This is a genomic window from Hyphomicrobium sp. GJ21 (genome assembly GCF_001006785.1).
Taxonomy (GTDB): Bacteria; Pseudomonadota; Alphaproteobacteria; order Rhizobiales; family Hyphomicrobiaceae; genus Hyphomicrobium_B.
In genome coordinates this window covers 1,241,880-1,254,398 of sequence record NZ_CDHO01000003.1, presented here as the reverse complement: position 1 = coordinate 1,254,398, position 12,519 = coordinate 1,241,880, and the positions used below count along the sequence as shown (strand labels likewise).

The following is a 12,519-nucleotide window of genomic DNA, read 5'->3' as shown; positions in this document are numbered from 1 at the left end:
GTCTATTTTCTTGAGTGGAAGACGTCACATGGCCCCCGCCATGAGACCGGCTCCGACCAACGCCACGCCCGCCCCCAGCGAGCGCAGCACCACATCGCCGTAACGGCTCGTGATTCTTGTAATGAGAAGTCCGATGCTGACACCTGCCGCGTGCAACGTGGCGGTCATCAGCATGAAGCCGGCTGCGTAAGCCAGACCGTTCACGCTCTCGGGCATTTCCGTTCCGTGCGCATGGCCGTGGCAAAGTCCGAACGCTGCGACCAACGCCATCGCCGAGACCAAACCCAAGTGCGATCTGAAAGCGACCAACGCCCCGAGCGTGAATACCGACGCGGCGATGCCAAACTCCGTCAGTCCGAAATTGAAGCCGAGCACGCCAAGCGCTGCGCCAATCATCATCGAACCGACGAAGGACGCCGGCACGAGGTAGATCGCACGGCCCCCGAGCTGAGATGCGAATGCGCCCACCATCACCATCGCAAGGAGATGGTCGATACCGAACAGCGGGTGCGCGAGACCGTTGGAAAATCCGACGGTCGGACCGAAACCGACATGTGCAGACGCTGCGTTCGCGAAAAACATGAAACCAGCAGCTAGGACAAGTCTTCCCATCAATGCATGCATTGGTAATTCCTTTCAGTGATGTCTATTTTCTGCGTTTGTGCGGGACTTTCCCCAATGCCGACTGGACCGCGATGGAGAACAGATCGTCCGTAACCGCGCGCACAGCGGCAGCGCTTGAAGCCAGAACTTTGATGCTCAAACCGGCGTTGTTGGGCAGTTCGCTGACGCCCGCCACGCAGTCCTCTCGGCGCAAAACTTTCGTTGCGATCGCATCAGTCGTGGGCAATCGCGCACGCTTTCCAAGCATGAGAAAATTCGCAACAATCGAGAAAGGGCCGATTGGCGTCGTAGCCGCTGCGAAGTCCTGCCCTCCGATTTGAAAGCATTCCCGTACGAGCAATCGGCCAGACGTGTCCCGGACAACGGTCTCCGAACAAAATCTCCCAAACGTGCGCAGATTGTTCGCGAAGTCATGCTCCGTGAACGACTCGCCAATCATCAGCGCCGACGTCGGGTGCAACGTAATGTCCAATGACGTCGCGTATTCAGCGCCAGGGAAAAACACCAGTGCTTCTGGAACGAGACCTAGAAACGCGTCTTCTTCCATGTCGATCTGCGTGCATTGGCTAGCCTCACAGCCGTAACAATCGTGAACGATTGTTGCCGCCTGCGTTGTGATATGCGCTGCCGTTCCCGTCCCCATCTTGATTTGGGATGTGAGGCGGTCCGAGCGGTAGACACCACCCGACGACGACTGCTGATACACGGTTGTCAGCGCCGGGATGTCGGGATCGAGCGCAAACGGCCGGGTCAGATGAAACGGATACGACACGTACTGGCGTTCGATGATCGTGCGTTCGCCATGGCGCCCGAACGAAAGATCGAAGCGAGATCTACGATCTTGCACTTCGGCTTCAGGTCGCCGGTCGAATTGTCCGTTCCAATAGACGTTCATCGGAACAATACCTCCGACATCAGTCTGTCGGCGACGTCATCAATGCCTTGCTGCTGACGGCAGTTTGTGAATGCGAGAGGCTTTCCTCCGCGCGCCGCCGTTGCCTCGCGATTCATGAGTTCGAGATCAACGCCGACGTGCGGCGCGAGATCGGTTTTGTTGATGACCAGAAGATCGCACTTGATGAGCCCCGGCCCGTTTTTACGCGGGATGTCGTCTCCGCCGGCGACGTCGATCACGAACATCCACCAATCGACGAGATCCAGCGAGAACGTCGATGCGAGGTTATCGCCGCCACTTTCGATCAAGATCAGTTCCACATCCGGAAACTGCGTCTCGAGATCATCGGCTGCTGCGATGTTCAAGGTCGGATCTTCGCGAATGACAGTGTGCGGACAGGCCCCGGCCTCGACGGCAGCGACCCGCTTCGGATCGATCAAACCTGATCGTCGAATGCGGTTCGCGTCCTCCGCCGTCACGAGATCGTTGGTCACGATCGCGAGTGAAACATTGCGGCGCGCAAACGCGGGAATGAGACGCTCGATGAGCGCCGTTTTTCCCGAACCCACGGGACCACCGATGCCCACCCGGGCTGCGCCGATCCTCATATTTTCCGTGCGCGAGTGTTGTGCAGACACGTTCACGGATCACCTCAACATATATCGCTGCGATAACGGCAGCTCATGTGCGGGCTCACACGTCGCCAGCTCGCCGTCGACGAAAACATCGAATGTCTGCGGATCGACGCGAATGTTCGGACAAGCGTCGTTGTGCAGCATGTCCTTTTTCGACAGGCGTCGCGTTCCGCGTGCGGGCAGCAGGTTCTTTTTCAGGTCCAACGTCTTCGCGATGCCGCGATCTATTGCGGCCGGGTTGACGAAGCATGCCGACAACGCCGGGCTGGCGCGGCCGAACGCACCCCATTGCGGACGCAACGCCCTTGGCTCGCACGTCATGAGAGACGCCGCGCTGTCTCCCATCGCGCCCCACGCGATGAAGCCGCCCTTGAGGATCAGCTCCGGCTTGATGCCAAAAAACGCCGGACTCCAGACAACGATATCCGCGAGCTTGCCGTCCTCCAGCGAGCCGATGTGATCGGCGATACCGAAAGTGCGCGCCGGATTGATCGTGTATTTAGCAACGTACCGCTTGATACGCTCGTTATCGCCGAACGGCGTCGATTCCTCCGGCAGACGCCCCCGCTGATTTTTCATCTTGTCGGCGAGCTGCCACGTTCTACAGATGACCTCGTTGATCCGGCCCATGCCCTGACTGTCCGAGCCGAGCATCGAGATCGCGCCGATATCGTGAAGAATATCCTCCGCCGCGATTGTCTGAGCGCGGATACGGCTTTCCGCGAACGCCACGTCTTCCGGAATTGCCGGATTCAAATGGTGACAAACCATCGTCATATCGAGATGTTCGTCGAACGTATTGATCGTGTACGGATTGGTGGGATTTGTTGAAGACGGCAGACACCAGGGAAGGCCCGCGACGCGAATGATGTCGGGCGCGTGCCCGCCTCCGGCACCTTCTGTGTGGTACATGTGAATGGTACGCTCTGCGATCGCCGCTAGCGTATCCTCGACAAACCCTGACTCATTCAGCGTGTCGGTATGAATTTGGACTGGGAAGTCCATGTCATTGGCAAGTGCGAGACAGGTATCGATCGCTGACGGCATCGACCCCCAGTCTTCGTGAAGTTTCAGCCCCAGGCATCCGGCTTCGATCTGCTCGACGAGAGAAGCCGGCTTGTGCGAATTACCGCGACCTAGAAATCCGAAATTGACCGGCCACTGCTCGGCCGCCTGCAGCATTTTCCCAACGTTGAATGCGCCACCGCAGTCGATGCCGACTGTGATGGGGCCGAGAGAGCCACCGAGCAGGGTTGTAACGCCCGACGCAATCGCGTGGTCACACAGCTGCGCGCTGTCGAAATGAACGTGCACGTCGATGCCGCCGGCCGTGGCGATCAATCCCTCGCAGTCGCGCACGGCGGTCGCGGCTGAAACGATCAGTCTCGGATCGACGCCATCCATGATGGCCGGATTTCCTGCTTTGCCGATACCGACAATTTTGCCGTCCTTGATGCCGAGATCGCCTTTGACGATCCCAACGACAGCATCGATGACGGTCACATTGCAAAGCAGGAAATCCAGCGCTCCCTCAGTGCTTGTTACGCCAGCCGCAAGCCCCGCTCCGTCGCGAAGCGTTTTGCCGCCGCCGTGAAGGCATTCGTCGCCGTAGCTCGCGAAATCTTTCTCGACCACCGCAATGAGCGAGGTGTCTCCCAAACGCACGCCATCCCCGACCGTGGGACCGTACATAGCGGCGTAGTCGCGACGTGAAAGTACAGCCAAAGTTACGTCTCCTTATCAGCTCGTCCGGAAGCCGCGCTCGCGCGCGCGTGCGATCGCCGCCGCTTTCACAGCAGGGTCTCGCGCGGATCCGTTGGTGAGTCCGTTCAGCCCAGAAAGGTGCCGGTCGCCGCCGAATTCGGTGAGTTCAACGACCTTCTCTTGTCCCGGCTCGAACCGGACTGCGGTTCCGGCGGGGATATCGAGGCGCATGCCAAATGCGGCCTCCCGGTCGAAATCAAGCGCGCGGTTCACTTCAAAGAAATGATAGTGCGAACCGATCTGCACCGGCCGGTCACCCATGTTCGTGACCTTCATGCTGGTCTTGCGACGACCGGCGTTGAGCTCGATCTCGCCATCAATCGCCAGGATTTCACCTGGCGTGACGGCCGGCTCGGCCGACGCGCCGGGCTTCGGCCGCAGCGGATCGTGGACCGTGACGAGCTTTGTGCCGTCCCTGAATGTCGCTTCCACTTGCAGCATCGGCAGCATCGCAGCCACGCCGGGCATCACGTCGTCTTGCGTGAGAATCTGCGAACCGATCGACATCATGTCTGCAACGGACTTGCCGTCGCGAGCGCCTTCCAGGATTTCATCGGAAATGAGCGCAACAGCTTCCGGATAGTTCAGTTTCAATCCCCGGCTCCGGCGCTTTCTTGCAAGCTCCGCCGCCGTAAAAATCGTTAAGCGTTCGAGTTCGGTAGGAGTAAGCAGCATATGTTGTGACCTATTTCTCGCCCTTCAGTTCGAAAACAAGCGCTGCCCGGTCGCGCCATGCAGTGAGATCGCGATTTCCGAAAGCGGAATGAATGCCCGTAACGGCTCGTTGTCCGATATCGGCGAGCACGACTCCTCCGTGATGACCGGCAGAATTTTTGCGAGGTAGGCCTGCGCATCGATTGCGCCGATCAGGCCGAGACGAATGGCGGCCGTCGTCAGTGATGCCGCCGACTGGTAGCCGCTCATCAGGACTGCATCGTCTTCTTCGATTTCGAGTGCATTCCAGAGCAGGCCCTGCGCGACCGCGACATGGCCGAGCGCTTTGCCATTACGAACCATGCTCCTGTACGCGCTTGCGTGAGGCGTCCCGATTCTTTCGTGGGAGGTGAGCAGCCCCATTCCATTCCGGCGCGATCCGATCCTGAGCGGCTCGCTTATCGTCGACGCCTCAACTTCCGCGTCGAGCTCTGCCAGTGCGTTGAGATCGCTTCCGAGCCTATAGGCTCTCGCAATCACAACGCGTTCGCTTGACGCCCAACGATGCACGATCTGTGCGTAGAGAAAATTCCACAGGTCGAACTTTCCCAGCCGATCCTGTTGTTGCGATAACGCCTCGAGCCCCTGGGAAAACGCGAAAGCGCCAGACGGGAACTGCGTGTCCGCATGCTGAAAGGTCCGCAGAATTTCATCGCGCGCTCTCATTGGACTTCCTCGGCGGTTACACGACCGTCGTGCAACATCGGTTCGATGCGGGCGATATAAGTTTCGACCGGCCCATCGAGGGAGACGAGAATGTGTTCGTCCTCGAACCGCACGCGCCAATGCAGATTGCCGACGAGATAGCCAAGCTCCACCGCATCGCGCTTCGTATTGGGAACGATCCGAAGCCAGCGCTGTTCTTGCGCGCGGAGGACGATCGCCTTGTCATCCGTGAGATAGAGAATTGCGCCGTCGAACAGACGCTCTTGCCGCGATAGTGCGATCGCCAGATCTTCACCTTGCTCCGTGCGAACGCGCAAGCGCCGGCGATCGAGATCGCTCGGTGCGACACGCACCGTATCGACGGCAATGCCGCGATGCTCGTATTCGTGAAGCTTGTGATGGAGATCGGGATCGTTTCGATCTCCGACAATTCGATCAATGAGCAACATGGCGTTCACAAACCCATATGCCGATGAATGAGATCATTGGTGAGCTCGTTCGAAGCACCCGAAACGCGCACGCGGCCCTTCTCCAGAATTGCGAAGCGATGCGCAGCACTGCGCGCAAAGCGGATTTTCTGTTCGATCAGGATGATCGTCAGGCCATGCACGCGGTTGAGCGTCGTGATGGATTTTTCGATGTCCTCGACGACATTCGGCTGAATGCCTTCCGTCGGTTCATCGAGAAGCAGGACGCTCGGATCGGTCGCGAGAGCACGCGCAATTGCCAGCTGCTGCTGCTGTCCGCCGGATAGATTTGTGCCCCTCCGGTGAAGGTGATCCTTCAGCATCGGGAATGTATCCCACACGAGCTGCGGCACGGACTTGCGTCCGTCCTTGCGTGCGTTACATCCGAGCAAGATGTTTTCCAGAACCGTCAAGCCTGGAACAATTTCGCGACCTTGCGGAACGTAACCCAGCCCAAGGCGCGCCCGCGCATGCGTCGGCAGAGTTGAGATGTCCCTGCCCTCGAACTCTATCCGTCCCGTTGTATTGACGGTGATGCCGACAAGACTGCGAAGGAGCGTTGTCTTTCCGACGCCGTTTCGACCGAGAAGACAAAAGATCTCGCCCTCACGTATCTCCAAATCGAGATCGTGAATGATGTGGCTGGTGCCGTAATAGGCATTGAGATGATTCAATTTAAGCATGGCTGAGCGTCGCCGATCCGAGATAGGCCTCAACTACCGCCTGGTTCCGCTCAATTTCAGAAGCGGTGCCTTCGGCGAGAACGGCACCCTGGTGCATCACGGTGATTTTTCGACAGATGCGTTTGACGAACGCCATGTCGTGTTCGATCACCAAAACCGTATGAGAGCCTGCGAGATCGAGAAGAAGCTGTGCGGTCTTGTCGGTCTCGGCCGCCGTCATTCCCGCAGCGGGCTCATCCAGAAGGATGATCTTCGGGTCTTGGCTCAGCACCATCGCAAGCTCCAGCCACTGCAGCTGTCCGTGCGAAAGCTCCGATGCTCTGCGGCCAAGCACGTCGCTTAAGCCTGTCCGGGCGGCAACTTCGGCCTCCACGTCCGTTGGCCTTGGCGACCGCCACGAAAACAAGTTGGCGAACACTCCGGTTCGGCGGTTGCTTGCAACCTGAAGATTTTCAAGCACCGTCATCTCCTTAAAGACGCTCGGCGTTTGAAATTTGCGTCCAACGCCGCTCCGGGCGATCGCGGCTTCTCCGATGCCGGTGATGTTTCGATCCCGCAGCCAAACCTCGCCTTCGGTTGGAAGCGTCTTGCCGCAAAGCAGATCGAGCAACGTCGACTTTCCGGCGCCGTTCGCGCCGATGATGACGCGCAACTCTCCACGAGAGACGGCGAGATTGACTTTGTTCACCGCGGCAAAGCCGTCGAATTTAACGGTGAGGTCTTTCGTGCGCAGCACAGTCTCCGTGCACGGAATGCTGTCGCTTTCGGAGATATTGAGGATTGCGTTCATTGGACGACCTCTTTCAGAGAACGAGGCTGCCTCAGTTTAGCAATCCACCCCTTTGCGATTCCGGCGATTCCTTCCGGCATGACCAGCACGACGAGCACGAACATCAAGCCGAGCACGATCGGCCACACCGGCTGGAGCATGACATTCTCGCTCGCAACTGATCCGATGAAATTGACGATAAGAGCACCGATGCATGCGCCGAGAAGCGAACTTCTTCCGCCCAAGGCCGCCCAGATCACCATCGAGATGCTGAACGACGTCGACATGAGCGATGGCGAGGCGAACTCGGACGTCACCGCGAATAGCAGTCCCGCAATTCCGGCGATAGCGGCTGAAAAGCAGTAGATGAAGAGCTTATAATTCTCGACGTTGTAGCCAAGATATCGAACGCGGGCGTCGTCTTCTCGGACCGCTTTTAGAACGTGCCCCATCCGCGTAGACACGATGAGCCGCGACAGGAGCACGACAACGAGCAACGCCGCCGCCACGAGATAATAGACGCTCTTTCCATAGGGATCGAATTCGATACCGCCGACGCTCAATGGTGCAAGATCGGCAAGTCCATTGAAGCCGCCGGTAAGCGGCTGGTTGTTGATGATGAGCATCTGGCCGATCAGGGCCAACGCCAGCGTGATGATGCTCACATAGACGCCCGACGTGCGGCGCTTGAACATGACGTATCCAAGCACGGCGGCGATGACACAAGGGACCAAGATTCCCGCGAGCACACCTATCGGAAGATACTTAAACGGTTGCCAGAGGAACGAGCCTGGCGTCGCGCAGCAGAGATCCCGCGGCGCATTCGGCTCCATGTTGAGCACCATGAATTGCGGTACGGGATTGTTGTCCGGAAGCGCCAATGTCAGAGACATTGCGATCATGTAGGCGCCAATTCCGAAGAACAGGCCTTGCCCGAGGCTCAAAATTCCCGCGTAGCCCCACGATAGGCTGATGCCGACCGCGCATATGGCATAGACGAGATAGACGGCGATCCTATTTGTCCAGAAGCTGTTCAACGCAAATGGCAATGCGAAAACAACGGCAAAGAACAGAAAATAGGCCGCAAGTGTAATAGTTCGCTCTTTCATAATGTTTCCAAACGTCAGCGATTGCGGCTCACAAAAAGCCCCTGCGGCTTGAACAGCAGAATGAGAATGACGAATGCGAACAGGACGGTGCGGCCGTAGACATCGTTCGACCACGTCGCAACGAAGCTCTGAACTTCGCCGAGGATACCTGCCGACAAAACCGTGCCGAGCAAATGCCCCACTCCGCCTGCGACGACGACCATGAACGCGTCGATGACGTAAGGCGCGCCCATGTCCGGCGAGACTGTCTTGAAGCCGGAGACGAGGACTCCCGCTACGCCTGCAAGGCCAGACCCGTATGCGAACGCCAGTGCGTTGATGCGCTTATCGTTCACGCCGCATGCCGCGGTGATGTCACGAGCCGCCGAAACGGCTCTCAATTGACTGCCAAATCGCGTCTTGTAGATCAGCCACCAGCTCACGATTCCGAGGACGGCAGCGACCCCAAAAACAAAGGCTCGATACACCGGGATGTTCGTTCCCAGGATATGCAGCGTTTGCTGAAGTTCGGCTGGAACCGGCACGTTTTGCAGATCCGAACCGAGACCGTCGATATGGATTCCGAAGAGTCCAAACCCAAAATGGATTCGGATCAGCTGCTGTAGAATGAGCGCGATGCCCCAGGTCGCAAGCAGCGTGTCAAGTAGGCGCCCATAGAGTGGGCGCACTACGAGACGTTCGATTGCGAGACCGAAAAGCGCGGCAACGAGAAAAGCAAGCGGCAGGCAGCTATAGATGCCCAATCCCAAATGCTTTGACGCAAGAACCGTGACGTAAGCACCGATCATCACCATCTCACCGTGAGCGAGATTGATGACTTTCATTGTGCCGTAGACGATGGCCAGGCCGAGAGCAACGATGAATAGAATGGACGCTATGCTCAGCCCAATTACAAAAGTTTCCATGCGAGTTCTCAGACAAAGGAATTACCGCGCAAACGAAGATGGGTGGTGCGCTCAAAGAGCGGCACCACTTACCTTGCAAACGCGCTTGTCTGCGGTTTCTCCGACGCTCGAATACGGCAACGGGACGAGTGGCTCGGTATACTGATCGACGATGTCGAACATGCCGTCTGCGCGTGCTTTGCCGATACGCGGAGTGAGGAACGAATGAAGATTTTCAGAATCAATCGTGACTTTGCCTTGGGGCGCATCGAATGACATTCCGCCCACGGCACCCACGACAGCCTTGGAAGAAACGTCGCCTGCCTTGGCGGCTGCCATGGCCCACATATGGACGCCCGTGTAGACTGCTTCCATAGCCGCGTGCGTGACCGAGTCTGGTCCTGCAAATTCCTTGAACGCCTTTACGAAGGCTTTGTTTTGCGGCGTATCCACTGTCTGGAAGTACGGCAGCGAAACATAGCTGCCTTTTGCATATTCCGGCCCCATCGCCCGGACCTCGACCTCGGTCGTGGTCGAGGCGCAGAGCGGAAGTTTTTCGAAGTCGTAACCTTGGTTCCGCAGCTCGCGATAAAACGCGACGATCGAGTCTCCGACCACGTTGGAGAAAATCACATCGGCACCGCTCGATCCGATTTTGGAAACCATCGACGCCCATTCGGTGTGACCGAGCGGCAAGTATTCGTCACCGACGACTTCCATTCCGATCTTGGCGCAAAGCGTCTTCGACGTCTTCGCCATGCCGCGCGGAAATGCATAGTCGGAGCCAACAATGAAAAGCTTGTTTTTGCCGAGCTTGTTTTTCAACCACGGAATTGAATTCTCAAGCTGCTGATTAGGCACGGCCGAGCCAGCATAGAGAACGTTCTTCGAGCATTCTTCTCCTTCGTACCATGTCGGCCAAACGAGCAGTCCGCTGCGACGCTCGACGACCGGAAGAACAGCTTTCCGGCTTGCCGTCGTGTAGCAACCGAATATCACCGGCACCTTGTCTTCAATCGTCAGCTTACGTGCTTTTTCGCTGTAGGTTCTTGGCTCCGATGCCGGATCTTCAATGACGGGGCGAAGCTGCTTCCCAAGTACGCCGCCTTTCGCGTTGATTTCGGCAATCGCCATCAGCGCGCATTGATTCATCGATTTTTCGACGATCGCGGTCGTTCCCGTCAGCGAGTAAAGAATGCCGACAGGGATCGTTTCTTCAGCTCGGAGCGCGCGAGAGCCAAGTATTGTCGGCGCGGCCAAGCCACCCGCCGCAACTCCGAGAACTTTCATAAATTGACGTCTATCGGGATTTTTCATTTTCCTTATTTCCCTCCCTTGGCGCTGCCGCTTTTTTCGCGGCTTGCGCTGGCCAAAACACAAAAAAGCCCACGTCCCCTCGGTGAAGAGGGAACGTGGGCTTCATAGCCTTGCGATACACGACGGCACTGTCGGGTATCAGAAATGGAATCGCTCGTGTGCTGAGCGTTAGTTCACGCGGATATAGGCACCCTACGGATTATTCGTCAATAGCGTGTGCGCTGCAATAATTGCGTCGGCAAGCTCATCCATTGAGATGCGTTTCGCCATCGCTTGCTGCCTGATGCATTCGTAGGCAGCATCTTCCGCCATCCCGCGAGTTTGCATCAGAATCTCTTTCGCACGGAGGATCTGTTTGCTGCTTCGAACGCGTCGCTCCAGCTTTCTGATGCGTTTGCTTGCGTTCTGCCTCTCGAGCCAAATCGAACGCGTGATCATGAGGTTAGTCAGTAAACCAAAAGGCCTGATCGGTCGTTCGATCACACCGAGCGCGCCACACTCCAAAACAATTTGAACAGTAGACGGATCTTCAAAAGAGATCACCGCCAAGAGCGCTGGATCCAACGGCTCTACAGGGCGAAACAACTTCAAGATTTGCTCACGATGGGACGGCTCAATCGCGATGATGACCACCGATGCCGTCGGACTTATCTCCTCCGGCAGTGGCCATGTGGCCTCACATGTGCAGCCTATGCGGTTAAGATGCTCAATGAGCACTTTGCCTTCCGCATCCGGCGGATGCAGAACCTGAATGCGCAAACCCTTTAGACTTTGAAGCAGCTCTCTGGACACCGGCAACCCGCTAGATTCCGTAATTGGACTGGGCTTTAGGCGTATGGCGGGCTTCGCCCGAGGACGTTACAAAATAAACGTCCGGGCGTATCCTGTTTTCCGATTGCCATACGATGTCGAACTGCCCGGCTTCATTTATGCGGGCAATGCGTGACCAAAGTTCGGTATGATGGTTGTCTGGATCGATCCTTATTCGCCCCTGTGGGGCATTAAATTCCATCCCGCGAAGATGCTTGGCTATGAGTTCAGGATCGTCGTCTCCCGCTAGCGCTAGCGCCTTTGCGAAAAGATGAACCTGACAATAAACGGCTTCGGCGCTCGATGTAATCGGTGCGGAAGCGCCAAATCTCTCTTTAAATGCGGCAACAAATCGTCGTGCTTCGGGAAGATCCAGGTTCTCAAAGAATGAAGCAGACGTTAGATGGCCGGCCACGATCTCGGGCAGGACGTTGGAAACTTCTGCTTCGGTCATCGTCAGGCTCGCGATCGGCGTGTCGCGCGGGTTCAGACCCGCTGCATGAAATCTCTCAAACAATTGCTGCGATCCCGTGCCGACCACGGTCGAGACAATGACGTCCGGCGCATGAATTTTTATGCTCCGTATAATTTTCTCGAAATCTTCGGCCGTCGACTCAACCGGCACGTAAATCTCGTCCACGACTTCCCCTCTGGACAGCTCCACCAGCTCCGAAATCACCCGGTTGTATTCGCGAGGAAACACGTAATTCGAGCCCACCAGAAGAAACCGGCTGCCGAACTTCTCGATAAGGTACTTGGCTAGTGCGACGGCGTTTTGATTGGCGGCGGCGCCTCCGTAAAAACAACGGCTCGAGTACTCAAAACCCTCGTAAAATGTGGGATAAAATAGCAGTCCCCGGAAGGCTTCGATCTGAGGAAGAACGACTTTTCTTTCCGATGACATATAGCAGCCGAAGACGATACGAACTCTATCCTCCTTCAGCAGCCGGATCGCATACTCTTGATACTTGGGCGGCGAACAACCCGGATCATAATGGATAGCGTTAAGATTTCGACCCAGGACACCTCCAGCGGCGTTGATTTCTTCAATTGCCAGGATCGCCGCGTTCAACTCTGACGTTTCCGCGCCCGCTGTAACTCCTGTCTTAGAGAACAGGACGCCGATTTTCCATTCGCCTTCCGCCACAGCCGTCTTCCCAGTAAATTCGTTGATTATTTACG

General features: G+C 57.0%; 14 protein-coding genes. All 14 read right to left on the bottom strand.

Annotated features, from left to right (window positions below; all coding sequences use genetic code 11):
- Positions 1 to 24: 24 nt before the first annotated feature.
- The 14 genes from HYPGJ_RS14270 to HYPGJ_RS14205 all read right to left on the bottom strand — a co-directional run bounded on the left by HYPGJ_RS14270 (position 25) and on the right by HYPGJ_RS14205 (position 12,484).
- On the bottom strand, positions 25 to 624 hold the full coding sequence (locus tag HYPGJ_RS14270) for a HupE/UreJ family protein (protein ID WP_046847731.1): 600 nt from the start codon (positions 622 to 624) through the stop codon (positions 25 to 27).
- 22 nt (positions 625 to 646) lie between these two features.
- The gene (locus HYPGJ_RS14265) at positions 647 to 1,519 is read right to left on the bottom strand and encodes an urease accessory protein UreD (protein WP_052750913.1); all 873 of its coding nucleotides are present in this window, start codon (positions 1,517 to 1,519) and stop codon (positions 647 to 649) included.
- On the bottom strand, positions 1,516 to 2,127 hold the full coding sequence (gene ureG, locus HYPGJ_RS14260; RefSeq protein ID WP_046847730.1) for an urease accessory protein UreG: 612 nt from the start codon (positions 2,125 to 2,127) through the stop codon (positions 1,516 to 1,518). The genes HYPGJ_RS14265 and ureG overlap by 4 nt, the downstream gene beginning before the upstream one ends.
- Before the next feature lie 39 nt (positions 2,128 to 2,166).
- The gene (ureC, locus tag HYPGJ_RS14255) at positions 2,167 to 3,879 is read right to left on the bottom strand and encodes an urease subunit alpha (protein ID WP_083984138.1); all 1,713 of its coding nucleotides are present in this window, start codon (positions 3,877 to 3,879) and stop codon (positions 2,167 to 2,169) included.
- Positions 3,880 to 3,894: 15 nt separating this feature from the next.
- Entirely contained in the window at positions 3,895 to 4,593 is a 699-nt protein-coding gene (locus HYPGJ_RS14250) for an urease subunit gamma (protein WP_046847728.1), read from the bottom strand.
- Positions 4,594 to 4,617: 24 nt separating this feature from the next.
- Positions 4,618 to 5,298, bottom strand: coding sequence for an urease accessory UreF family protein (locus HYPGJ_RS14245; RefSeq protein WP_046847727.1), 681 nt, complete (start codon positions 5,296 to 5,298; stop codon positions 4,618 to 4,620).
- Positions 5,295 to 5,747 (bottom strand): urease accessory protein UreE, encoded by a 453-nt coding sequence (gene ureE, locus HYPGJ_RS14240; RefSeq protein WP_046848431.1) that lies wholly within the window; start codon positions 5,745 to 5,747, stop codon positions 5,295 to 5,297. Before ureE ends, HYPGJ_RS14245 begins: the two co-directional genes overlap by 4 nt.
- Positions 5,748 to 5,752: 5 nt before the next feature.
- Entirely contained in the window at positions 5,753 to 6,448 is a 696-nt protein-coding gene (gene urtE / locus HYPGJ_RS14235; RefSeq protein ID WP_046847726.1) for an urea ABC transporter ATP-binding subunit UrtE, read from the bottom strand.
- Positions 6,441 to 7,238: an urea ABC transporter ATP-binding protein UrtD gene (gene urtD, locus HYPGJ_RS14230; RefSeq protein WP_101536137.1), complete on the bottom strand. Its 798-nt coding sequence runs from the start codon at positions 7,236 to 7,238 to the stop codon at positions 6,441 to 6,443. The genes urtE and urtD overlap by 8 nt, the downstream gene beginning before the upstream one ends.
- Positions 7,235 to 8,326: an urea ABC transporter permease subunit UrtC gene (urtC, locus tag HYPGJ_RS14225; protein ID WP_046847725.1), complete on the bottom strand. Its 1,092-nt coding sequence runs from the start codon at positions 8,324 to 8,326 to the stop codon at positions 7,235 to 7,237. The genes urtD and urtC overlap by 4 nt, the downstream gene beginning before the upstream one ends.
- Positions 8,327 to 8,340: 14 nt before the next feature.
- Complete coding sequence (gene urtB / locus HYPGJ_RS14220; RefSeq protein ID WP_046847724.1) at positions 8,341 to 9,231, bottom strand: urea ABC transporter permease subunit UrtB; 891 nt, start codon at positions 9,229 to 9,231, stop codon at positions 8,341 to 8,343.
- A gap of 51 nt (positions 9,232 to 9,282) precedes the next feature.
- Positions 9,283 to 10,500 carry a transporter substrate-binding domain-containing protein gene (locus HYPGJ_RS14215; protein WP_244466162.1) on the bottom strand — a complete coding sequence of 406 codons (1,218 nt, stop codon included), beginning with the start codon at positions 10,498 to 10,500 and terminating at the stop codon, positions 9,283 to 9,285.
- 219 nt (positions 10,501 to 10,719) lie between these two features.
- Positions 10,720 to 11,319, bottom strand: coding sequence for an ANTAR domain-containing protein (locus HYPGJ_RS14210; protein WP_046847722.1), 600 nt, complete (start codon positions 11,317 to 11,319; stop codon positions 10,720 to 10,722).
- A 10-nt stretch (positions 11,320 to 11,329) separates the two neighbouring features.
- Positions 11,330 to 12,484, bottom strand: coding sequence for a transporter substrate-binding domain-containing protein (locus tag HYPGJ_RS14205; RefSeq protein WP_046847721.1), 1,155 nt, complete (start codon positions 12,482 to 12,484; stop codon positions 11,330 to 11,332).
- Positions 12,485 to 12,519 lie beyond the last annotated feature (35 nt).